General features: G+C 65.8%; 25 protein-coding genes. 23 read left to right on the top strand and 2 right to left on the bottom strand.

Translation table 11 applies throughout. From position 1 onward, the window contains the following. Positions 1-13 precede the first annotated feature (13 nt). The 14 genes from flhF (at position 14) to RTW82_RS08265 (ending at position 12,770) form a co-directional block, all read left to right on the top strand. A complete protein-coding gene (flhF, locus tag RTW82_RS08330; protein ID WP_316924810.1) occupies positions 14-1,369 on the top strand; it encodes a flagellar biosynthesis protein FlhF in 1,356 nt (451 codons plus the stop codon). A gap of 72 nt (positions 1,370-1,441) precedes the next feature. Continuing rightward, entirely contained in the window at positions 1,442-2,275 is an 834-nt protein-coding gene (fleN, locus tag RTW82_RS08325; protein WP_021220576.1) for a flagellar synthesis regulator FleN, read from the top strand. Then, complete coding sequence (gene fliA, locus RTW82_RS08320) at positions 2,272-3,018, top strand: RNA polymerase sigma factor FliA (protein WP_031288164.1); 747 nt, start codon at positions 2,272-2,274, stop codon at positions 3,016-3,018. The genes fleN and fliA overlap by 4 nt, the downstream gene beginning before the upstream one ends. 84 nt (positions 3,019-3,102) lie before the next feature. Beyond that, a complete protein-coding gene (locus RTW82_RS08315; protein WP_003083073.1) occupies positions 3,103-3,477 on the top strand; it encodes a chemotaxis response regulator CheY in 375 nt (124 codons plus the stop codon). Between the two features lie 19 nt (positions 3,478-3,496). Next, on the top strand, positions 3,497-4,285 hold the full coding sequence (locus RTW82_RS08310; RefSeq protein ID WP_021220574.1) for a protein phosphatase CheZ: 789 nt from the start codon (positions 3,497-3,499) through the stop codon (positions 4,283-4,285). Positions 4,286-4,296: 11 nt separating this feature from the next. Next, positions 4,297-6,573 carry a chemotaxis protein CheA gene (locus RTW82_RS08305; RefSeq protein WP_316924809.1) on the top strand — a complete coding sequence of 759 codons (2,277 nt, stop codon included), beginning with the start codon at positions 4,297-4,299 and terminating at the stop codon, positions 6,571-6,573. A 40-nt stretch (positions 6,574-6,613) separates the two neighbouring features. After that, positions 6,614-7,729 (top strand): chemotaxis response regulator protein-glutamate methylesterase, encoded by a 1,116-nt coding sequence (locus RTW82_RS08300; RefSeq protein ID WP_316924808.1) that lies wholly within the window; start codon positions 6,614-6,616, stop codon positions 7,727-7,729. Between the two features lie 16 nt (positions 7,730-7,745). Continuing rightward, positions 7,746-8,486, top strand: coding sequence for a flagellar motor protein (locus RTW82_RS08295; protein WP_021220571.1), 741 nt, complete (start codon positions 7,746-7,748; stop codon positions 8,484-8,486). A gap of 10 nt (positions 8,487-8,496) precedes the next feature. Beyond that, a complete protein-coding gene (gene motD, locus RTW82_RS08290) occupies positions 8,497-9,387 on the top strand; it encodes a flagellar motor protein MotD (protein WP_316924807.1) in 891 nt (296 codons plus the stop codon). Positions 9,388-9,427: 40 nt separating this feature from the next. Then, positions 9,428-10,216: a ParA family protein gene (locus tag RTW82_RS08285; RefSeq protein ID WP_031288163.1), complete on the top strand. Its 789-nt coding sequence runs from the start codon at positions 9,428-9,430 to the stop codon at positions 10,214-10,216. Positions 10,217-10,303: 87 nt separating this feature from the next. Further along, entirely contained in the window at positions 10,304-11,233 is a 930-nt protein-coding gene (locus tag RTW82_RS08280; protein WP_263402063.1) for a CheW domain-containing protein, read from the top strand. Positions 11,234-11,331: 98 nt separating this feature from the next. Then, entirely contained in the window at positions 11,332-11,811 is a 480-nt protein-coding gene (locus RTW82_RS08275; protein ID WP_021220567.1) for a chemotaxis protein CheW, read from the top strand. Between the two features lie 4 nt (positions 11,812-11,815). Next, positions 11,816-12,223, top strand: coding sequence for a DUF2802 domain-containing protein (locus tag RTW82_RS08270; protein ID WP_169708443.1), 408 nt, complete (start codon positions 11,816-11,818; stop codon positions 12,221-12,223). A 118-nt stretch (positions 12,224-12,341) separates the two neighbouring features. Then, positions 12,342-12,770, top strand: a complete 429-nt coding sequence (locus RTW82_RS08265; RefSeq protein WP_021220565.1) for a rhodanese-like domain-containing protein — start codon at positions 12,342-12,344, stop codon at positions 12,768-12,770. Here the strand turns inward: RTW82_RS08265 and RTW82_RS08260 are convergent. Then, positions 12,760-13,095, bottom strand: coding sequence for an EscU/YscU/HrcU family type III secretion system export apparatus switch protein (locus RTW82_RS08260; protein WP_021220564.1), 336 nt, complete (start codon positions 13,093-13,095; stop codon positions 12,760-12,762). The genes RTW82_RS08265 and RTW82_RS08260 overlap by 11 nt on opposite strands. Positions 13,096-13,132: 37 nt before the next feature. Next, on the bottom strand, positions 13,133-14,674 hold the full coding sequence (locus RTW82_RS08255) for a flagellar hook-length control protein FliK (protein ID WP_043245773.1): 1,542 nt from the start codon (positions 14,672-14,674) through the stop codon (positions 13,133-13,135). A gap of 205 nt (positions 14,675-14,879) precedes the next feature. On the opposite strand from RTW82_RS08255, the gene ccmA reads away from it, so the two are divergent. From ccmA to ccmI, 9 genes are all read left to right on the top strand, one after another. Then, positions 14,880-15,461 carry a cytochrome c biogenesis heme-transporting ATPase CcmA gene (gene ccmA / locus RTW82_RS08250; protein ID WP_021220562.1) on the top strand — a complete coding sequence of 194 codons (582 nt, stop codon included), beginning with the start codon at positions 14,880-14,882 and terminating at the stop codon, positions 15,459-15,461. After that, positions 15,458-16,129 (top strand): heme exporter protein CcmB, encoded by a 672-nt coding sequence (ccmB, locus tag RTW82_RS08245; protein WP_021220561.1) that lies wholly within the window; start codon positions 15,458-15,460, stop codon positions 16,127-16,129. Before ccmA ends, ccmB begins: the two co-directional genes overlap by 4 nt. A gap of 165 nt (positions 16,130-16,294) precedes the next feature. Then, entirely contained in the window at positions 16,295-17,050 is a 756-nt protein-coding gene (locus tag RTW82_RS08240; protein WP_021220560.1) for a heme ABC transporter permease, read from the top strand. Next, on the top strand, positions 17,047-17,223 hold the full coding sequence (ccmD, locus tag RTW82_RS08235; RefSeq protein WP_043245772.1) for a heme exporter protein CcmD: 177 nt from the start codon (positions 17,047-17,049) through the stop codon (positions 17,221-17,223). The genes RTW82_RS08240 and ccmD overlap by 4 nt, the downstream gene beginning before the upstream one ends. Further along, positions 17,220-17,672, top strand: a complete 453-nt coding sequence (gene ccmE / locus RTW82_RS08230) for a cytochrome c maturation protein CcmE (RefSeq protein WP_021220558.1) — start codon at positions 17,220-17,222, stop codon at positions 17,670-17,672. Before ccmD ends, ccmE begins: the two co-directional genes overlap by 4 nt. 3 nt (positions 17,673-17,675) lie before the next feature. After that, a complete protein-coding gene (locus tag RTW82_RS08225) occupies positions 17,676-19,649 on the top strand; it encodes a heme lyase CcmF/NrfE family subunit (protein WP_021220557.1) in 1,974 nt (657 codons plus the stop codon). Beyond that, on the top strand, positions 19,646-20,182 hold the full coding sequence (locus RTW82_RS08220) for a DsbE family thiol:disulfide interchange protein (RefSeq protein ID WP_184488909.1): 537 nt from the start codon (positions 19,646-19,648) through the stop codon (positions 20,180-20,182). The genes RTW82_RS08225 and RTW82_RS08220 overlap by 4 nt, the downstream gene beginning before the upstream one ends. Further along, positions 20,179-20,664 (top strand): cytochrome c-type biogenesis protein, encoded by a 486-nt coding sequence (locus RTW82_RS08215; RefSeq protein WP_316924806.1) that lies wholly within the window; start codon positions 20,179-20,181, stop codon positions 20,662-20,664. The genes RTW82_RS08220 and RTW82_RS08215 overlap by 4 nt, the downstream gene beginning before the upstream one ends. Next, positions 20,664-21,872: a c-type cytochrome biogenesis protein CcmI gene (ccmI, locus tag RTW82_RS08210; protein WP_316924805.1), complete on the top strand. Its 1,209-nt coding sequence runs from the start codon at positions 20,664-20,666 to the stop codon at positions 21,870-21,872. The genes RTW82_RS08215 and ccmI overlap by 1 nt, the downstream gene beginning before the upstream one ends. Positions 21,873-21,877 lie beyond the last annotated feature (5 nt).

Below are 21,877 nucleotides of genomic sequence, written 5' to 3'. Positions count from 1 at the left end.
GAGGTCACAGGCCATGCAGGTCAAACGCTTCTTCGCTGCGGATATGCGCCAGGCCATGAAACTGGTGCGGGACGAACTGGGCGCGGATGCCTCCATCATCGGCACCCGTCGGGTCGCCGGTGGGGTGGAGATCACCGCCGCGCTCGACTATCCCATGCCGGCTCCCGCGCCGAGCAAGCCCAACCCGGCCCTCGAAGCCGAGCTGCGTCGTACCCAGGCCCGCATCGCCGAGGCCCATGCCGAGCTGAGCAACCGCGGTGGCCAGGCCGACGCCGGCAAGAACCGCCAACTGGTTGCCGACCGTTCGGACGTGTCTGCGGAAAGCCTCGCCGCCGCCATGCGCCCGCAACGCACCGAGCGTGCCAGCGCCTCGCCGGTGGCGGCAGCTGCTGCCCAGCCGAAGGCCCCCGCACCGGCCGCCGCCGACCAGCGCAGCCTGGATGCCATGCGTTTCGAGCTCAACGGCCTGCGTGAACTGATCGAAGTCCAGCTGGGCTCCATCGCCTGGGGCCAGATGCAGAGCCGCCGTCCGCAGCAGGCCGGCCTCTGGCGTCGCCTGCAGCGCATGGGCCTGTCCGCCGAACTGTCCCGTGCCCTGATGGAGCGTGTCGCCTCCGTCAAGGACCCGCGCCAGGCCTGGCGCATGGTCCTGGCCCATCTGGCCCACGCCATCCGCACGCCGCAGCAGGAGCCGCTGGAAGAGGGCGGTGTGATCGCCCTGGTCGGCCCGGCCGGCATGGGCAAGACCACCACCCTGGCCAAGCTGGCTGCGCGCTACGTACTGAAATACGGCGCCCAGCAGATCGCCCTGGTGAGCATGGACAGCTACCGCATCGGCGCCCAGGAGCAGCTGAAGACCCTCGGCCGCATCCTCAACGTGTCGGTGACCCATGTCGATCCCGGCCAATCCCTGACCCAGGCGCTGGCCCCGCTGGCGCGCAAACGTGTGGTGCTGATTGACACCGCAGGCCTGCCGGCGACCGATCCTGCGCTTAAAATGCAGTTGGAGACCTTGGCCAGCCGTGGTGTCAAAGCCAGGAACTATCTGGTGCTGGCTGCAACGAGTCAGAGCCAAGTGCTAAAGGCGGCCTACCATAGTTATAAGCGTTGCGGTCTTTCTGGCTGCATCCTGACCAAGCTCGACGAAGCGGCGAGCCTGGGAGAGGTTTTAGGACTGGCTATCGGCCAGCATCTCCCGGTAGCCTATCTTGCTGACGGGCCTCGGATTCCGGATGACCTGCAGATTCCCCGCAGCCACCAGCTGGTGAGCCGTGCAGTGAGCCTGCAGACGCCGGAGGACCCCAGCGAAGAAGCCATGGCCGACCTGTTCGCCGGGCTGTACCAGAACCCGGCCCGCCGAGTCGGATAGAACCCCAGCCACTCCGGATGAGTGGCACGAGCCCGCCAAGTGGCCCAGTCGACGTGAGACAAGGTGTAATAAATGGGTAGTTTGCATCCCGTACAGGTGATTGCCGTAACCGGCGGCAAAGGTGGCGTCGGCAAGACCAACGTGTCGGTGAACCTCTCGCTGGCCCTCGCCGATCTCGGTCGCCGGGTCATGCTGCTGGACGCCGACCTTGGCCTGGCCAACGTCGACGTACTGCTCGGCCTCACCGCCAAGCGCACCCTGGCCGACGTGATCGCCGGCGAGTGCGACCTGCGTGACGTGCTGCTGCAGGGCCCGGGTGGCGTTCGTATCGTGCCGGCCGCCTCGGGCACCCAAAGCATGGTGCAGCTCTCGCCCATGCAGCACGCCGGCCTGATCCAGGCTTTCAGCGAGATCAGCGACAACCTCGACGTCCTGGTGATCGACACCGCCGCCGGCATCGGCGACGCGGTGGTCAGCTTCGTGCGCGCGGCGCAGGAAGTGATCGTAGTCGTCTGTGACGAACCCACTTCCATCACCGACGCCTATGCTTTGATCAAGCTCCTCAATCGCGACTACGGCATGAGCCGTTTCCGCGTATTGGCCAACATGGCACACAGTCCACAGGAGGGTCGCAACCTCTTTGCTAAGCTGACCAAAGTGACTGATCGCTTCCTGGATGTGGCCTTGCAATATGTCGGCGCGGTGCCCTATGACGAATCCGTACGCAAGGCCGTGCAGAAGCAGCGCGCGGTTTACGAAGCCTTCCCGCGCTCGAAGTGCGCCCTGGCGTTCAAGGCGATAGCCCAGAAAGTGGACAGCTGGCCCCTGCCGGCCAACCCACGCGGTCATCTGGAGTTCTTCGTGGAGCGCCTGGTGCAGCAACCGATCGCGGATTCGGCCATATGACACCCGCTAGTGGACTTCGTATGTACAACAAGGCACAGGCTAGGGATTCCCAGCACCAGCTGATCGAGCGCTACGCGCCGCTGGTCAAACGCATCGCCTACCACCTGCTGGGCCGCTTGCCGGCCAACGTGCAGGTGGAGGACCTGATGCAGGCCGGCATGATCGGCCTGCTCGAAGCCTCGAAGAAATACGATTCCAGCAAGGGCGCAAGTTTCGAGACCTATGCAGGCATACGCATCCGCGGTGCCATGCTCGATGAAGTGAGAAAAGGGGATTGGGCACCACGCTCGGTCCATCGCAACACCCGGATGGTGAGCGATGCCATCCGGAAAATTGAGGCAAGAACCGGGCGAGACGCTAAAGATCAGGAAGTTGCGGCCGAACTTGGATTGAGTCTCGAAGATTACTACGGCATCCTGAGCGACACTTTGGGCAGCCGCCTGTTCAGCTTCGACGACCTGTTGCAGGACGGTGAGCATGGCGCGACGCACGAAGACACCGGAGTCACCCATCTCGAACCTTCGAATGATCTGGAAGACGAGCGCTTCCAGGCGGCGTTGGCTGACGCCATCGCCAATCTGCCGGAACGAGAGCGCTTGGTACTGGCGCTGTATTACGACGAAGAGCTGAATTTGAAGGAAATCGGCGAAGTGCTGGGGGTCAGTGAATCGCGGGTCAGCCAGTTGCACAGCCAATGTGCCGCACGCTTGCGGTCACGGCTGGGTGAATGGCGCGCGCACTGATTGGCACGCCGGTTTTTCGATTGATCGACGCCCCCGTTCTACGGGGGCGTTTAGGACTGTACGGAGGTCGATTTGGACAAGAACATGAAAATCCTCATCGTGGACGATTTCTCGACGATGAGACGCATCATCAAGAACCTCCTGCGTGACTTGGGTTTCACCAATACCGCAGAGGCCGATGATGGCACCACCGCTCTACCCATGCTGCACAGTGGCAACTTCGATTTCCTGGTTACCGACTGGAACATGCCGGGCATGACCGGGATCGATCTGTTGCGCGCCGTGCGTGCCGACGAGCGCCTCAAGCACCTGCCGGTGCTGATGGTGACGGCCGAGGCCAAGCGTGACCAGATCATCGAAGCGGCCCAGGCCGGTGTGAACGGCTATGTGGTCAAGCCTTTCACCGCCCAGGTGCTCAAAGAGAAGATCGAGAAGATCTTCGAACGGGTCAACGGCTGATGCCAGTCGCGAGGACGCCATGGACCAAAAAGATTCCCAACCGGGAGACCTTGAGTCGACCCTGAAAAACCATGCGCGCGAGCTGGTCGATACCCTTGAAAAGGGCAATTTCGGCGATGCCGTGCAACTCATCCATGAACTCAACAAAGTCCGTGATCGCGGGCTGTACCAGGAAGTCGGCAAGCTGACGCGCGAGCTGCACACCGCGATCGTCAACTTCCAGATCGACCCGCACCTGCCCCATGCCACCGAGGTTTCGCAGATCGCCGACGCCACGGATCGTCTTTCCTACGTGGTGAAGATGACCGAGAAGGCCGCGAACCGGACCATGGACCTGGTGGAGGAGAGCGCACCGCTGCTCAATGGCCTAGGCGATGAAGCCCAGAGCCTGGGAGAGGAGTGGGGGCGCTTCATGCGTCGGGAAATTGGCGCGGATGCCTTCCGCGACCTGGCCAAGCGCATCGAGACTTTCCTTGCTCGCAGTCAACGCGATACCGAACAGCTTTCGTCGAGGATGAACGACATCCTCCTTGCCCAGGACTATCAGGATCTCACCGGCCAGGTGATCAAGCGCGTCACCCAACTGGTCACCGAGGTCGAGAGCAACCTGGTGAAATTGGTACTGATGGCCAGCGATGTCGATCGCTTCGCTGGTATCCACCACGACCGTGCGGAGATCGTGGCTGAAAAAGAAAAACAAAAAGAGCCTTCCAGGGGTGAAGGTCCGCAGATCAATGCCGATAAGCGTGATGATGTCGTGTCCGGTCAGGTCGATGTCGATGATCTGTTATCCAGCCTTGGATTCTAGGGAGCAACCGAATGAGCTTCGACGCCGATGAAGAAATCCTCCAGGACTTCCTGGTTGAGGCCGGCGAAATATTGGAGCAATTGTCCGAACAGCTGGTCGAGCTCGAGAGCCGTCCGGACGATATGGATCTGCTCAATGCCATTTTCCGCGGTTTCCACACGGTCAAGGGTGGTGCCGGCTTCCTCCAGCTGAATGCGCTGGTGGAGTGCTGCCACATCGCCGAGAACGTCTTCGACATCCTGCGCAAGGGCGAACGCCGTGTGACGGCGGAGCTCATGGACGTGGTCCTGCAAGCGCTGGACACGGTCAACGAGATGTTCAGCCAGGTACGCGAGCGCGCCGAGCCGACGCCGGCCACGCCGGAGCTGCTGGCTGCCCTGGCACGCCTGGCCGAGCCGGGTGGCGACGAGGCGGCTGCCGAACCGGAGTACGAGCCCGAGCCTGAGCCCGTTGCTGAAGCCGAAGCCGCGTCCGGTGATATCACCGACAGCGAGTTCGAACAGCTGCTCAACGTGCTCGATGAGCCCGCCGCCGAGTCGAGCGTCAGCGCGGCCTCATCGGCCGCTGCCGGGGCTGACGAAATCAGCGACGACGAGTTCGAAGCGCTGCTCGACCAACTGCACGGCAAGGGCAAGTTCGTGGCCGAGCAGGCCCCTGCTGCGCCTGCCAAGGCCGCCGCCCCGGCGCCCGCGCCTGCGGCACCTGCCGGTGGCGGTGACGAGATCAGCGACGACGAGTTCGAAGCGCTGCTCGACCAGTTGCATGGCAAAGGCAAGTTCGTGGCCGCCGCTGAGGTCGAGGCCCCTGCGGTTGCCGCTCCGGCCGACAAGGCTCCTGCGGCAGCTACTGCCGGCGCCGGCGAAAACATCACTGACGACGAATTCGAAGCGCTGCTCGACCAGCTCCACGGCAAGGGCAAGTTCGTTGCCGACGCCGCGGAGGCAGCCCCTGCCAAACCGGCTGCGCCGGCCAAGCCCGCTGCCGCTCCGGCCGCCAAGCCTGCCGCCGCAAAACCGGCTGCTGCTCCCAAGGCGGCTGAGCCGCCCAAGCCCGCTGCCAAGCCTGCGGCCGCTCCCGCGCCTGCCGCGGGTGGCGATAAGGCCGCGTCCGCCGCCAGCGAGGCCGAGACCACGGTACGCGTCGACACCGCGCGCCTGGACGAGATCATGAACATGGTCGGCGAGCTGGTATTGGTGCGTAACCGCCTTGTGCGCCTGGGCCTCAACAGCGGCGACGAGTCCATGGCCAAGGCCGTGTCCAACCTCGACGTGGTCACCGCCGACCTGCAGACCGCGGTCATGAAGACCCGCATGCAGCCGATCAAGAAGGTCTTCGGCCGCTTCCCGCGCCTGGTCCGCGACCTGGCGCGCAACCTGAAGAAAGAGATCAACCTCGAGCTGGTGGGTGAAGAGACCGACCTCGACAAGAACCTGGTCGAGGCCCTGGCCGACCCGCTGGTCCACCTTGTGCGCAACGCCGTCGACCACGGCGTCGAGACGCCCGAGGAGCGCGAGGCCGCCGGCAAGCCGCGCACCGGCCGCGTGGTGCTCTCCGCCGAACAGGAAGGCGACCACATCCTTCTGATGATCACCGACGACGGCAAGGGGATGGACGCCAATATCCTCCGCGCCAAGGCGGTGGAGAAGGGGCTGCTGGACAAGGACGCCGCCGACCGCCTGACCGATCTCGAGTGCTACAACCTGATCTTCGCCCCGGGCTTCTCGACCAAGACCGAGATTTCCGACGTCTCCGGCCGCGGTGTCGGCATGGACGTGGTGAAGACCAAGATTTCCCAGCTCAACGGCACGGTCAACGTGTTCTCGCAGAAGGGGCAGGGCTCGAAGATCGTCATCAAGGTGCCGCTGACCCTGGCGATCATGCCGACCCTGATGGTGATGCTGGGCAACCAGGCCTTCGCCTTCCCGCTGGTCAACGTCAACGAGATCTTCCACCTCGACCTGTCGCGCACCAACGTGGTGGACGGCCAGGAAGTGGTGATCGTGCGCGACAAGGCACTGCCGCTGTTCTACCTCAAGCGCTGGCTGGTGCGTAACGCTGCCCACGAGGAACAGGGCGAAGGCCATGTGGTGATCCTCTCCGTGGGCACCCAGCGCATCGGCTTCGTGGTGGACCAGCTGGTCGGCCAGGAAGAGGTGGTGATCAAGCCCCTGGGCAAGATGCTCCAGGGCACTCCCGGCATGTCCGGCGCCACCATCACCGGCGATGGACGCATCGCCCTGATCCTCGACGTGCCGAGCATGCTCAAGCGCTACGCGCGCCGCGGTTGATCGTTTAGGCGGCCTTGGTGGCCGCCTGTTAGGAGTGTTTATGGCAGTCAAGGTTCTGGTGGTTGATGACTCCGGTTTCTTCCGCCGTCGTGTCTCGGAGATTCTGTCCGCCGACTCCAATATCCAGGTGGTCGGTACCGCCACCAATGGCCGCGAGGCCATCGATCAGGCGCTGGCGCTCAAGCCGGACGTGATCACCATGGACTACGAGATGCCGATGATGGACGGCATCACCGCGGTGCGGCACATCATGCAGCGCTGCCCGACCCCCGTGCTGATGTTCTCCTCCCTGACCCACGAAGGCGCCCGGGTGACCCTCGACGCCCTCGATGCGGGCGCGGTGGATTTCCTGCCGAAGAACTTCGAGGACATCTCGCGCAACCCCGACAAGGTCAAGCAACTGCTCTGCGAGAAGGTGCACAGCATCGCCCGCAGCAACCGTCGCTACAGCAGCTACAGCCCGGCCCCGGCAGCCCCGTCGTCGGCGCCCAGCCCTGCTGCGCCCGCGCCGGCCCCGTCGCGCCCCAGCGCCGGTGCCGCACCTGCGCCGGCTTCCAGCTCGGGGGGCTTGTCCAGCCCGGCTCCCAAGCGCAAGTCCTACAAGCTGGTGGCCATCGGCACGTCCACCGGCGGCCCGGTGGCCCTGCAGCGGGTGCTGACCCAGCTGCCCGGTAACTTTCCGGCGCCCATCGTCCTGATCCAGCACATGCCGGCCGCCTTTACCAAGGCCTTCGCCGAGCGTCTCGACAAGCTCTGCCGGATTTCCGTCAAGGAAGCCGAGGACGGTGACGTGCTGCGTCCCGGCCTGGCCCTGTTGGCGCCCGGTGGCAAGCAGATGATGGTCGACGGCCGTGGCACCGTGCGCATCCTCCCAGGTGACGAGCGGCTGAACTACAAGCCCTGCGTCGACATCACCTTCGGCTCGGCGGCCAAGGCCTATAACGACAAGGTCCTGGCGGTGGTGCTCACCGGCATGGGCGCCGATGGCCGGGAAGGCGCACGCCTGCTCAAGCAGGGTGGCAGCCAGGTCTGGGCGCAGGATGAAGCCAGTTGCGTGATCTACGGCATGCCCATGGCCATCGTGAAGGCCAACCTGGCCGACGCCGTCTACGGGCTCGACGATATCGGCAGGCACATAGCCGAGGCGTGCCTGTAATGGAGAACGCGCGTCAATGGATGTACTGAGCGTTGTCGGCGTCATACTTGCACTCGTCGCCATCATCGGCGGCAACTACCTCGAAGGTGGCCACGCGGGGGCGTTGCTCAACGGCCCCGCTGCGCTGATCGTGGTGGGCGGTACCCTCGGGGCTGCGTTCCTGCAGACCCCGATGAGTGTGTTCAAGCGGTCCCTGGTGACCATTCGCTGGATCATCTTCCCCCCGCAGATCGACCTGGCCGGCGGCATCAACCGCGTGGTCGGCTGGAGCATGGCTGCCCGCAAGGAAGGCCTGCTGGGCCTCGAGCCCATCGCCGATTCCGAGCCGGACCCGTACGCCCGCAAGGGCCTGCAGCTGCTGGTGGACGGTGCCGAACCGGAAGCCATCCGCAGCATCCTCGAGGTGGACCTCTACACCCAGGAAGCCCGTGATATCCAGGCCGCCAAGGTGTTCGAAAGCATGGGCGGCTACGCGCCGACCATCGGCATCATCGGCGCGGTGATGGGCCTGATCCACGTCATGGGCAACCTGGCGGACCCCAGCCAGCTGGGCGGCGGCATCGCCGTGGCCTTCGTCGCCACCATCTACGGCGTCGGCTTCGCCAACCTGCTGCTGTTGCCCATCGGTAACAAGCTCAAATCCATCGCCATGCGCCAGTCGCGCTACCGGGAGATGCTGCTCGAAGGCATCCTCTCCATCGGCGAGGGCGAGAATCCCCGCTCCATCGAGTTGAAGCTGCAAGGCTTCATGGATTGATGGAGGCGACATGGCCCGCAGACGTCACCAGGAAGAACACGAGAATCACGAGCGTTGGCTGGTCTCCTACGCGGACTTCATCACCCTGCTGTTCGCCTTTTTCGTGGTGATGTACTCCATCTCCTCGATCAACGAAGGCAAGTACAAGATCCTCTCGGAGACCCTCACCGGCGTCTTCAACCAGCCGGATCGTTCGATCAAGCCGATCCCCGTTGGCGATGAGCGTCCGCGTACCACCGAAGCGGACAAGTCCATGACCGACAGCGGCTCCAGTGATACGCCGAGCGCTGCCACTGATCCGCTGCAGGAGATCAGCCAGGACATCAACGAGGCCTTTGGCGAGCTGATCAAGGACGGGCAGATGACGGTTCGCGGCAATGAGCTGTGGGTGGAGATCGAGCTCAACTCCAGCCTGCTGTTCCCCAGCGGCGACGCGATACCGGCCAACGAAGCCTTCACCCTGATCGAGAAGGTGGCCAAGATCCTGGCGCCCTACGAAAACCCGGTGCACGTAGAAGGTTTCACCGATAACCTGCCGATCAATACGGCGAACTATCCTTCCAACTGGGAGCTGTCTACGGCACGGGCCTCGAGCATCGTGCGCATGCTCTCGATGGATGGCGTGAACCCGGCGCGCCTGGCCGCAGTCGGCTATGGCGAGTTCCAGCCGGTGGCGGACAATGCGACGGCCGAAGGGCGCGGGCGCAACCGGCGCGTGGTATTGGTGGTGTCGCGCAACCTGGACGTGCGTCGTGCGGTCAGTGGCGTAGGCAGCGGCAACGCAAAACCGGATGGCGCCCTGCAGCGTGCTGGCACGCAACCTGCACCAGCGCCAGAAGCGAGGCCCCCAGCAGCGGGGGCCGTCAATTCCCCGTCGCCGGCCCCTGCGGGCGGACAATGATTCTCGGCAAGGCGGCGTTTCTGCCGGGAGGATGAAGACCATGAGAGTTTGGGCGGTAGCCAATCAAAAGGGTGGAGTGGGCAAGACCACCTCGTCGATCGCACTGGCGGGCCTGCTGGCCGATGCCGGCAAGCGCGTGGTCGTGGTCGACCTCGACCCCCACGGTTCCATGACCAGCTACTTCGGGCATGACCCGGACACCCTGGAACACAGCTGCTTCGACCTGTTCCTGCACCAGGGCACGGTGCCCGATGGCCTGCCGCGGCAGCTGCTGCTGCAGACCAGCCACGAACGCATCTCGCTGCTGCCTTCGAGCACCGCGCTGGCTACCCTGGAGCGCCAGTCGCCCGGGCAGAACGGCCTGGGCCTGGTGATCGCCAAGAGCCTGGCGCAGCTGTGGCAGGAGTTCGACCACGCCATCATCGACAGCCCGCCGCTGCTGGGCGTGCTGATGGTCAACGCCCTGGCCGCCAGCCAGCAGCTGGTGATCCCGGTGCAGACCGAGTTCCTCGCCGTCAAGGGCCTGGAGCGCATGGTCAGCACCCTGGCGATGATCAACCGCTCGCGCAAGCAGGCGTTGCCCTACACCATCGTGCCGACCCTGTTCGACCGCCGTACCCAGGCCTCCCTGAATACCCTGCGGGTGCTGCGCAATTCCTATCCCGAGCACCTGTGGCCGGCCTATATCCCGGTGGATACCCGCCTGCGTGATGCCAGCCGCGCCGGGGTCACGCCTTCGCAATACGATTCCAACAGCCGCGGGGTGATCGCCTATCGCGCGCTGCTCAAGCATTTGCTCAGTCAGCAACTGGCCGCCCAGGTAGCCTGAAATGACCGACTATGCTGAACTGCATACCTCAAGTCCCGCAGCCTTGCTGCCGATAGACTGTGGAGTCCACTCCTGCAGGTCCCATCCATGAGCCGTACCGTCGCCACCGCCACAAGGCCGCAGCTGGCCTTGCAGTCCTACCTCGATTCCCTGCTGCAGGAAGCGGCCGTCGAATTCGCCGACAGCATCAGCCTGGACGAGTTCGAGGCTGCCGTGCTGGAGGAACAGGTTCGTGATGCCCGGCTGACCGTCAAACCGGTGATCGCCGCTGTGCCGGCCCCTGCGCCTGCCCCGATCGCCGCGGCGGTCTCGGCACCTGCGCCCGTGGCCAGGCCGGTGCTGGAGGCCACGCCGCTGCGCACCCTGGTCGCCGCGCCGACGGAGCTGCGTACCGAGGTCAAGCCCGTAGCGCCGGCGCCTGTCCCACCGCCTGCCGCCCCCATTGCCCCTGTGACGCCAGTCGCCCGCCCGACCCTGGTGGAGCCGGTTGCCGAGCTGAAGACCGCCAACGCGCCGCTGCTGGACAGCGAGCCGGTGGCCTCCGACGGCCGCCCCAGCTGGGCTGAAGAACCCTTCGAGTGCCTGCTGTTCGATGTCGCCGGCCTCACCCTCGCGGTGCCGCTTGTGTGCCTGGGCTCCATCTACCCGCTGGCCGGCCAGGAACTCACGCCGCTGTTCGGCCAGCCCGACTGGTTCCTCGGCATCCTGCCGAGCCAGGGGGGTAACCTGAAGGTGCTCGACACCGCGCGCTGGGTCATGCCGGACCGCTACCGCGATGATTTCCGCGAAGGCTTGCAGTACGTTATCTCGGTCCAGGGGTACGAGTGGGGCCTGGCCGTGCACCAGGTGAGCCGCTCCATCCGCCTGGACCCGAGCGAAATCAAATGGCGCAGCCAGCGCACCCAGCGTCCGTGGCTCGCCGGCACCGTGATCGAACACATGTGCGCGCTGCTGGACGTCGCCGCCCTGGCTGAACTGATCGCCAGTGGTGCCGTCAAGAAAATGTCGCTCAACTGAGCACCGGCGCCTCGCGAAAGCGCGGCGCTCCGGATTTGAAACAAGCGGGCAGAACCCGCGAACGCCGCCCCGGGCGGTTCTAGAAGAGGCTAGGGAACATGAAGAAATCGTCAGGGCAAGGTTCCGAAGATCCCATCCTGCAATGGGTGACTTTCCGCCTGGATAACGAGACCTACGGCATCAACGTGATGCAGGTCCAGGAAGTCCTGCGTTACACCGAGATCGCGCCGGTCCCGGGTGCCCCGAGCTATGTGCTGGGCATCATCAACCTGCGCGGTAACGTGGTCACCGTGATCGACACCCGCCAGCGCTTCGGCCTGGATTCGGCGTCGGTCACCGACAACACCCGCATCGTCATCATCGAAGCGGACAAGCAGGTCGTGGGCATCCTCGTCGACAGCGTCGCCGAAGTGGTCTACCTGCGTCAGTCCGAGGTCGAGACCGCGCCCAACGTGGGCAACGAGGAATCGGCCAAGTTCATCCAGGGCGTCTGCAACAAGAACGGCGAGCTGCTGATCCTGGTCGAGCTGGACAAGATGATGAGCGAGGAAGAGTGGTCGGAGCTGGAGAGCATCTGACGTGCTGATCGAGATCGCGCTGCTGGTCCTGGCGGTCGCCTGTGCAGCCCTCGCAGTCACCTGCGTGCGGCTGCAGAAGGGGCAACGCCTGGCGGCCGAGGAGCAGGCCAAGCGCGATGCGGTGCGCGACCAGCGCATCAAGGAATTGGCGCGTCGGCTCGACGCCTACCTCAGCGGCTCGATCCGTATGGGTGAGGAGCTGCACGAGCTGCGCCGCGTGGTGGCGCCGCTGCCAGACAAGGTCAGCCAGATCGAGCAGCGCGACCCCAGCAGTCTGTCCTTCACCCAGGCCGCGCGCCTTGCCGGCATGGGTGCCAGCGTCGATGACCTGACCCATTCCTGTGGCCTGACCCAGGCCGAGGCCGAGCTGGTCAGCAAGCTGCAATTGGCCCGCAAGCAGAAACAAGGCTGAACCCCGCTTTAACTCCCTCCTGCTCTAACGAACGCGCCCGCCCTGAACCAATAGTTCCAAGGCCGGCCCCCTCGCTGCCTAAGCTCAAGACACGGGTCCCGACTCCGCGAGCGCCGCCATGCGTGTTCTGTCCTTCCTGCTGCTTTGCGTTCTGCCCCTGGCCCAGGCCGAGGAGGCGCCCCTGCGCGTCAAGGGCGCGACCACGGTCAACGTGCTCCAGGCCAAGCGGCTGTATGACTACGGTGCCCTGTTCATCGATGTGCGGCCTTCGGCGGAGTGGAGCTGGGGCCATGTGCACGGGGCGGTGCACCTCGACCTGGCCGACCGTTTCGCCGGGCTGGCCATGCCCCATTGGCCCCGGCATGTGCCCCTGGTCATCTACTGCGACAGCGACGTCTGCCCCCGTGGCGCATTGGCGGCGCAGCTCGCCGTGAGCTGGGGCTACAAGCAGGTGTTCTACTTCCGTGAAGGCTATTTCGCCTGGCAGCTGCTGGACTTCCCCCTGGGCAAGGGGGTGGAAGGCGAGGTGCTGGCCCTCAGCCCCTAGGGCCGCCCAGCAGCGGTACCGGTGGGGTGACGTCGCGCTCGCCGTCGGCGACGAAACCGGCCGGGCACTTGCCCTTGAGGTACCAGGCGAAGGCGATGATTTCGGCGAGGGTGCGATACAGCGCCTCGGGAATCGCCTCGCCCAGTTCCATGCGCGCCAGCAGGCGCACCAGCTCGGCGTTCTCGTAGATCGGCACTTCGTATTCGCGGGCGATGGCGAGAATCGCTTCCGCCAGCTCGTCGTCGCCCTTGGCGGTGAGGCTTGGGGCGGAGACACCGTCATAGGACAGGGCGATGGCCTGGCGCGGTTGCTTGGCCTGGGTCATTGCGGGTTGCTCCGGGGGCGCGGGAAGGAGAGGGGGCTCATGCGGTTTCGTCCACCCAGCGCTGTTGCAGGTTGGTACGCGGGCCTTGCGGCGGTATGCCCTGGCGGCAGGCCAGCTCGCTGACTTCGAGGCCGGCGGAAACCAGGCGCTCGCGCAGGTTGGGCAACTCGCCGTCGATCAGGCTGGCGGTGCGGGCCCGCTCGGCCCAGAGCTGGCTGGAGATGGCGCCGCGCAGCAATTGCGCCTGCACCTGCAGCGGCCCCAGCGGCTCCATGTCGAACGCCAGCTCGATGCGCCACAGGGTGTCCTTCTGTTCTTCCTTGCTGCGTTTCTGCGGGCTTTGCTCCTGCTGCACCTTGACCTGCAGGGGCACGATGTCCTGGTTGTTGCGCATGGGCAGTTCCAGCTGCCAGGTGGTCAGCAGGTTGCCCTCGGGGGTCATCTGCGACTGGGCCAGGCTCGACAGCTGGTGGGTCTGCAGGCGCGAGACCGCAGCGGCGGCCATCTTCAGTAGCAGCTCCAGGTCACCTTCGCCTTCGGCCTGCTGCGCCAGGCGCGAGGGCAGGGGAAAGCTCAGTGCCTGCTGGCGGGCGCTGGCCTGGCCGAGGGAGCCCAGGGCGCTGCGGATGAAGGCCGGCAAGGCCTGGGCCATGGCGTTGCTGGCGCCGGCGGTGGGCAGTGCGGCCGGGCCATTGGGCAGGTTGGGCAGCAACTGGGCGATCAGGCGCAGCAGGTTGCCCTTGATGTCCTGGCCCAATGCGGCTCCGTGGCCGGCCAGCAGCCGGGCCTCCAGCAGTGCGCCACTGTTCTCCATGGCCTTGGCCAGCAGCTTGGAGTCACTGAGCTGGGCCGCGTCGGGCAAGCTGTTCAGCAGCCGGTCGACGGTGCCGCGAAGGTTGCTCGGCAGCTCGTCGCCCATGCCCTTCAAGGCTTGTACCAGGCCTTCCAGTGAGCCCTGGCGGCTTTGCTGGTTGGCCAGTTGCTGGGTCAGGGCAAGCTGGTCGAGCTGGGCGGAGAGGGGGAGGAACTGCAGCGACTGGCTGCTCTGCACCTGGGCACTCAGCAGGCTGCCGAGGGGCAGCGGCAGCGGGCCTTCCACCGCCATCTGGCGGCCGGCCAGGGGGGTATTGATCAGGTTGATCAGCGAGCGATAGACAGTGGTGCGCGCTTCGGCCAGCTGCTCGCTGGAAACCACCTTGCCCTGCACCAGGGTGCCCACCGGCAGCTGGTCGAGGTCGATGCTGTCCAGCGCTGCGGTGCCGCCGGGTTGCAGGGCCACCATCAGCTTGGTTTCCGAGACGGCGGTAACGTTGATCAGGCTGCCCTGGGCCAGGGGGCGGTTGCTGCTGGCTTCCACCGTGGCCTGCTGGCCGCCGTTAAGGGTGAGCTTGAGCAGCACCTGGAAGCTGTTCTGCGCCGACTCCTTGACGCTCACCACTTCCGCGTCTGCGCTTTCCCCCGCCGAGAGCAGGCCGTTGATCGGTTGCAGCAGCTTGACCGCGGCTTCCGCGACCGTTTGCACGGGGCGGCTGGCTGGTGGTGTGGCGCTGATGGGGCGCGAGGTGCTGATCTCGGTCATCAAAGGGTTACAACCTGTTGAAAGCCCCCTTCGGGGGCCGTGGATGACATGTATAATGCCGCCCCGTCCGGGCCGGGCGCTGTTTTGCGCGTACCTGAGTATAGCGGCCGGCACCTCCATGACTTGAGTTCCCCCCAGGGTATCCGTTGCCGTGACCAGTCCTTATCTCGAGACCCACGATCTCGCCTGCGAGCGCGACTGGCGCATGCTGTTCGAGCGGCTCGACCTGCGCCTCGGCCATGGCGAGATGCTGCAGGTGGCCGGCCCCAACGGCAGCGGCAAGACCAGCCTGCTGCGCCTGCTCTGCGGATTGATGCAACCCACCGCCGGCGAAGTACGGCTGAAGGGCGTGGCCCTGGCCGGGCAACGCGGTGAACTGGCCCGCGAACTGCTCTGGATCGGCCATGCCGCCGGCATCAAGGGGCTGCTCAGCCCCGAAGAGAACCTCGCCTGGCTCTGTGCCCTGCACCAGCCGGCCAGCCGCGATGCCATCTGGCAGGCGCTGGAAGCGGTGGGCTTGCGCGGCTTCGAAGATGTGCCCTGCCATACCCTGTCCGCCGGCCAGCAGCGCCGCGTGGCCCTGGCGCGCCTCTACCTCGATGCGCCGCCGCTGTGGATCCTCGACGAACCCTTCACTGCCCTCGACAAGCAGGGCGTGGCGCAACTGGAAGAGCACCTGGCGCAGCACTGCGATAACGGCGGCCTGGTGGTGTTCACCACCCACCACAGCATGAGCCGCGTTCCCGCCGGCTACCGCGAACTCGACCTGGGGCGCCGCGCTGCATGATCCGTGTATTCAGCCTGGTCGTGGCCCGTGAGGCGCGCTTGCTGTTCCGCCGACCGGCGGAGCTGGCCAACCCCCTGGTGTTCTTCGCTATCGTCATCGCTCTGTTCCCCCTGGCCGTCGGCCCGGAGACGCAATTGTTGCAAAGCCTTTCTCCGGGGCTGGTCTGGGTGGCGGCCCTATTGGCCGTCCTGCTCTCGCTGGACGGGCTTTTCCGCAGTGATTTCGAAGATGGCTCGCTTGAACAGTGGGTCGTTTCGCCGCACCCCCTGCCGCTTCTGGTTTTGGCCAAGGTGCTGGCACACTGGCTTTTTTCCGGGCTGGCATTGGTACTGCTGGCGCCCCTGCTGGCGCTGATGCTGGGCCTGCCAGCGCGCTGCCTGCCGGTGCTGCTCGGCTCGCTGCTGCTGGGAACGCCGGTGCTGAGCCTGCTCGGCGCCGTCGGTGCGGCCCTGACCGTGGGCCTCAAGCGCGGCGGGCTGTTGCTGGCGCTATTGATTCTGCCGCTGTACATCCCGGTGCTGATTCTTGGCAGCGGGGCGATGCAAGCGGCCCTGCAAGGACTGCCTGCAGTCGGCCACCTGTTGTGGCTGGCCTGCCTCACCGCCCTGGCGGTGACCCTGACTCCCTTTGCCATAGCCGCCGGCCTGACCATCAGCGTCGGCGAATAAGAAACAGAGTTGCCTGATCATGAGAAAGCTGTTGAAAAACGTAGCGAGCGCAGCCGAGACAAGGCGAAAGCAGGCGAGGGCGCGGAGTTTAGTCGCCCTAAATGAGCAGCCCGAGCCTGCTTTCAACGCCGTATCGGCAAGCGCAGTAGTTTTGAGGCAGCTTTCATGAACTGGACCTGGTTCCACAAGCTGGGCTCGCCCAAATGGTTCTACGAGATCAGCGGCCGCTGGCTGCCCTGGTTCGCCTGGGCGGCGGGCATCCTGATCACCGCCGGCCTGGTCTGGGGCCTCGCCTTCGCGCCGCCGGACTACCAGCAGGGCAACAGCTTCCGCATCATCTACATCCACGTGCCGGCCGCCTTCCTGGCGCAGTCCTGCTACGTGATGCTGGCGGTGTGCGGCGTGGTCGGGCTGGTGTGGAAGATGAAGCTCGCCGACGTCGCCTTGCAGGCCGCCGCCCCCATCGGCGCCTGGATGACCGCCATCGCGCTGCTTACCGGTGCCATCTGGGGCCGCCCGACCTGGGGCGCCTGGTGGGTCTGGGATGCCCGACTGACGTCGATGCTCATCCTCCTTTTCCTCTACTTCGGTGTCATTGCCCTGGGCCAGGCGATCAGCAATCGTGACAGCGCCGCCAAGGCCTGTTCGGTGCTGGCCATCGTCGGCGTGATCAACATCCCGATCATCAAGTACTCGGTGGAGTGGTGGAACACCCTGCACCAGCCGGCGACCTTCACCGTCACCGAGAAGCCGGCCATGCCCGCCGAGATGTGGGTGCCGCTGCTGATCATGGTGCTGGGCTTCTACTGCTTCTTCGCCGCGGTTCTGATGATGCGCATGCGCCTCGACGTGCTGCGCCGCGAGGCGCGGGCCAGCTGGGTCAAGGCCGAGGTCAAGGCACTGGTGGAGAAGGCATCGTGAATTTCGCGTCGTTCGGTGAGTTCATCGCCATGGGCCATCACGGCCTCTATGTCTGGAGCGCTTACGGCATCAGCCTGGCCATCCTGATTCTCAACGTCGCGCTGCCGCTGCTGGCGCGCCGTCGCTACCTGCAAGACGAGGCGCGTCGTTTGCGCCGGGAGGAGTCGAAGTGAATCCGATCCGCAAGAAGCGCCTGTTCATCATCCTGGCCATCCTGGCCGGTGTGGGAATCGCCGTGGCGCTGGCGTTGTCGGCGCTGCAACAGAACATCAACCTGTTCTACACCCCCACGCAGATCGCCAACGGCGAAGCGCCCAAGGACACCCGCATCCGCGCGGGCGGCATGGTCCGCGACGGCTCGGTGCAGCGCTCGCAGGATTCCCTCGAAGTGCAGTTCGTGGTCACCGACTTCGCCAAGGACGTGACCATCCGCTACCACGGCATCCTCCCGGACCTGTTCCGCGAAGGGCAGGGCATCGTCGCCCTGGGCAAGCTGGACGCCGACGGCGTACTGGTGGCCGATGAAGTGCTGGCCAAGCACGACGAGAAGTACATGCCGCCGGAAGTGACCAAGGCGCTGAAAGAAAGCGGCCAGATGGCCCCCGCGAAGAAAGAGGGCTGACCCATGATTCCCGAACTCGGCCACCTGGCCCTGATCCTCGCCCTGTGCATGGCCGCCGTGCAGGCGACTCTGCCGCTGATCGGCGCCTGGCGCGGCGACCGCCAATGGATGAGCCTGGCCCAGCCAGCAGCCTGGGGGCAGTTCGCCTTCCTCGCCTTCGCCTTCGGCTGCCTCACCTACGCCTTCATGGTCGACGACTTCTCCGTCTCCTATGTGGCCAGCAACTCCAACAGCGCGCTGCCCTGGTACTACAAGTTCAGCGCCGTATGGGGCGCCCACGAGGGCTCGCTGCTGCTCTGGGCGCTGATCCTCGGCGGCTGGACCTTCGCCGTGTCGGTGTTCTCCCGCCAACTGCCGGAGGTGATGCTGGCCCGCGTGCTCGCGGTGATGGGGATCATCAGCATCGGCTTCCTGTCGTTCCTGATCATCACCTCCAACCCCTTCAATCGCCTGCTGCCGAACATGCCGGCCGACGGCAACGACCTCAACCCGCTGCTGCAGGACTTCGGCCTGATCGTCCACCCGCCGATGCTCTACATGGGCTACGTGGGCTTCTCGGTGGCCTTCGCCTTCGCCATCGCCGCGCTGCTGGGCGGTCGCCTCGACGCCGCCTGGGCGCGCTGGTCGCGCCCGTGGACCATCGTCGCCTGGGCCTTCCTCACCGTCGGCATCGTGCTGGGCTCCTGGTGGGCCTACTACGAACTCGGCTGGGGCGGCTGGTGGTTCTGGGACCCGGTGGAAAACGCCTCCTTCATGCCCTGGCTGGTGGGCACCGCGCTGATCCACTCCCTGGCGGTGACCGAGAAGCGCGGCGTGTTCAAGAGCTGGACGGTGCTGCTGGCCATCGCCGCCTTCTCCCTCAGTCTGCTGGGTACCTTCCTGGTTCGCTCCGGCGTGCTCACCTCGGTGCACGCCTTCGCGTCGGACCCGGAGCGTGGGGTGTTCATCCTGATCTTCCTGCTGATGGTGGTGGGCGGTTCGCTGACCCTGTTCGCCGTCCGCGCGCCGGTGGTCAAGAGCCAGGTGGGCTTCGCCCTCTGGTCCCGCGAGACCCTGCTGCTGGTGAACAACCTGGTGCTGGTGGTGGCCGCCTCGATGATCCTCCTCGGCACCCTCTACCCGCTGGTGCTGGACGCGATCTCCGGCGCCAAGCTGTCGGTGGGGCCGCCGTACTTCAATGCCCTGTTCGTGCCGCTGATGGCGCTGCTGATGCTGGTGATGGCCGTGGGCGTGCTGGTGCGCTGGAAGGACACCCCGCTGAAGTGGCTGCTGGGCATGCTCGGCCCGGTGCTGCTCGCCAGCCTGGTGCTCGGCGTGGTGGCGGCGTACGTCTACGGCGACTTCCACTGGGCGGTGCTGGCGGTGTGCTGCCTGTCCGCCTGGGTGGTACTGGCCGGTGTGCGTGACCTGCTCGACAAGACCCGTCACAAGGGCCTGCTCAAGGGCTCCCGCAGCCTGACCCGCAGTTATTGGGGCATGCAGCTGGCCCACCTCGGCATCGCCGTGTGTGCACTGGGTGTGGTGCTTTCCAGCCAGTACAGTGCCGAGCGCGACCTGCGCCTGGAGCCGGGCGAGTCCATGGAGCTGGCCGGCTACCGCTTCGTGTTCGAGGGCGCTGCCCACCACGAAGGCCCCAATTTCACCTCCGACAAGGGCACCGTGCGCGTGCTCGACGGTGACCGCGAGATCGCCGTGCTGCACCCGGAGAAGCGCCTGTACACCGTGCAGCAATCGATGATGACCGAGGCCGGCATCGATGCCGGCCTCACCCGCGACCTCTACGTGGCCCTGGGCGAGCCCCTGGGCGATGGCGCCTGGGCCGTGCGCGTGCACGTCAAACCCTTCGTCCGCTGGATCTGGTTCGGCGGCCTGCTGATGGGCCTCGGCGGGGTGCTGGCGGCGTTCGACCCGCGTTACCGGGTCAAGGTGAAGACCCGCGTGCGTGATGCGCTGGGCATGGCTGGAGCACAAGCATGAAGCGCCTGATCCTGTTGCTGCCCCTGGCGATCTTCCTGGGTGTGGCGGTGTTCCTCTACCGCGGGCTGTTTCTCGACCCCGCCGAGCTGCCCTCGGCGCTGATCGACAAGCCGTTCCCCGCGTTCTCGCTGCAGTCCGTGGACGGCTCGCGCACCCTCACCGAGGCCGACCTCAAGGGCAAGCCGGCGCTGGTCAACGTCTGGGGCACCTGGTGCATTTCCTGCCGGGTCGAGCACCCGGTGCTGAACAAGCTGTCGCAGATGGGCGTGGTGATCCACGGCGTCAACTACAAGGACGACAACGCCGCTGCGCTGAAATGGCTGAAGGAGTTCCATAACCCCTACCAGCTGGACATCCGCGACGAGAAGGGCAGCCTCGGGCTGGACCTGGGCGTCTATGGCGCCCCCGAGACCTTCCTGATCGACAAGAACGGCATCATCCGCCACAAGTTCGTCGGCGTGATCGACGAGGTCGTCTGGCGCGAGCAACTGGCCCCGCTGTACCAGGCCCTGGTCGACGAGGCCGGCCAATGAAGCGCCTGATCGCTGCCCTGGCCCTTGGCCTCGCCCTCACCGGCGTGGCCCGCGCGGCCATCGACACCTACGAGTTCAAGAACGAGGCCGAGCGCGAGCGCTTCCGTGTGCTCACCGAAGAACTGCGTTGCCCCAAGTGCCAGAACCAGAACATCGCCGACTCCAACGCCCCCATTGCCACCGACCTGCGTCGCGAGATCTTCCGCATGCTGGAAGAGGGCAAGGGTGACGACGAGATCGTCGACTTCCTGGTGGCCCGCTATGGCGACTTCGTGCGCTACAAGCCGCCGGTCAACGGCCGCACCCTGCTGCTCTGGTACGGCCCGGCGGGCCTGCTGGTGGGTGGCCTGCTGGTGCTCGGGGTGATCGTGCTGCGTCGCCGTCGCGTGGAGAACGCGCCGGAGGATGCACTGCTTTCCAGCGATGAGCGTGCCCGCCTGGATGCGCTGCTCAATCAAGAGACTCAGGACAAGAACCACTGATGATCGATTTCTGGCTCGCCGCCGGCCTGCTTCTGCTGGTCGCGCTCGCATTCCTGCTGATCCCCGTGCTGCGTGGCCGCAAGGCCCAGGCCGAAGAGGACCGCACCGCACTCAACGTCGCCCTGTACCAGGAGCGCCTGGCCGAACTTCAGGGCCAGCGCGCCGCCGGCACCCTGACCGAAGCACAACTCGAAGCGGGCCGCGCCGAAGCCGCCCGTGAGCTGCTGGCCGACACCGAAGGCGCCGACCTGGGTCGCACCTCGCGCCTGGGCAAGGCCTTGCCGCTGGCCGCCGCGCTGGCGGTGCCGCTGCTGGGCATCGGCCTGTACCTGCACTGGGGCGCCAGCGACAAGGTGGAACTGGCCCGCGAGATGCGCGAGCAGCCGCAGACCATCGAAGAGATGACCACGCGCCTGGAGAAGGTCGTCAAGGCCCAGCCGGATTCCGCCGAGGGCTGGTACTTCCTCGGCCGTACCTACATGGCCCAGCAGCGCGTCGCCGATGCCGCCAAGGCCTACGAGCGTGCCGTGGAGATCGCCGGCCGCCAGCCCGAGCTGCTGGGGCAATGGGCGCAGGCACTGTATTTCGCCAGCGACAAGCGCTTCACCCCCGAGGTGCAGGCGCTGACCGAGGAGGCCCTGAAGGCCGACGCCAACGAAGTCACCAGCCTTGGCCTGCTGGGCATCGCCGGTTTCGAGGATGGCCGCTTCACCGACGCCATCGGCTACTGGGAGCGCCTGATCGCCGTGCTGCCGCAGGACGACCCGTCCCGCGCGGCGCTGCAGGGCGGCATCGACCGGGCCCGCGAGAAGCTCGCCGAGAAGGGTGAAGCCCAGCCCGAGCCGGAGACCTTCACCAAATCCATGCCGCAGCTGAAGGTCCGTGTGGACCTGGCCGCTTCGCTAAAGGACAAGGTGCAGCCGGACGACGCGGTGTTCATCTTCGCCCGCGCCGCCGAAGGCCCGCCCATGCCGCTGGCGGTGAAACGCCTGACGGTGAAGGAACTGCCGGCCGAGGTGCTGCTCAGTGATGCCGACGCGATGATGCCCCAGCTGAAGATCTCCAACTTCGCGCAGGTGCAACTGGTGGCGCGCATCTCCCGTGAGGGCAATGCCAAGGCAGGCGAATGGATCGGACGCAGCGAGCCGTTGTCTAGTGCTGTACAGGAGCAGCAGCGCCTGACCATCGACAGCCCGGACCAGCCCTGATCCAC

It is taken from the genome of Pseudomonas sp. zfem005 (assembly GCF_032621735.1).
Lineage (GTDB): Bacteria > Pseudomonadota > Gammaproteobacteria > Pseudomonadales > Pseudomonadaceae > Metapseudomonas > Metapseudomonas solani.
This window is presented reverse-complemented; position numbering and strand designations above follow the sequence as displayed.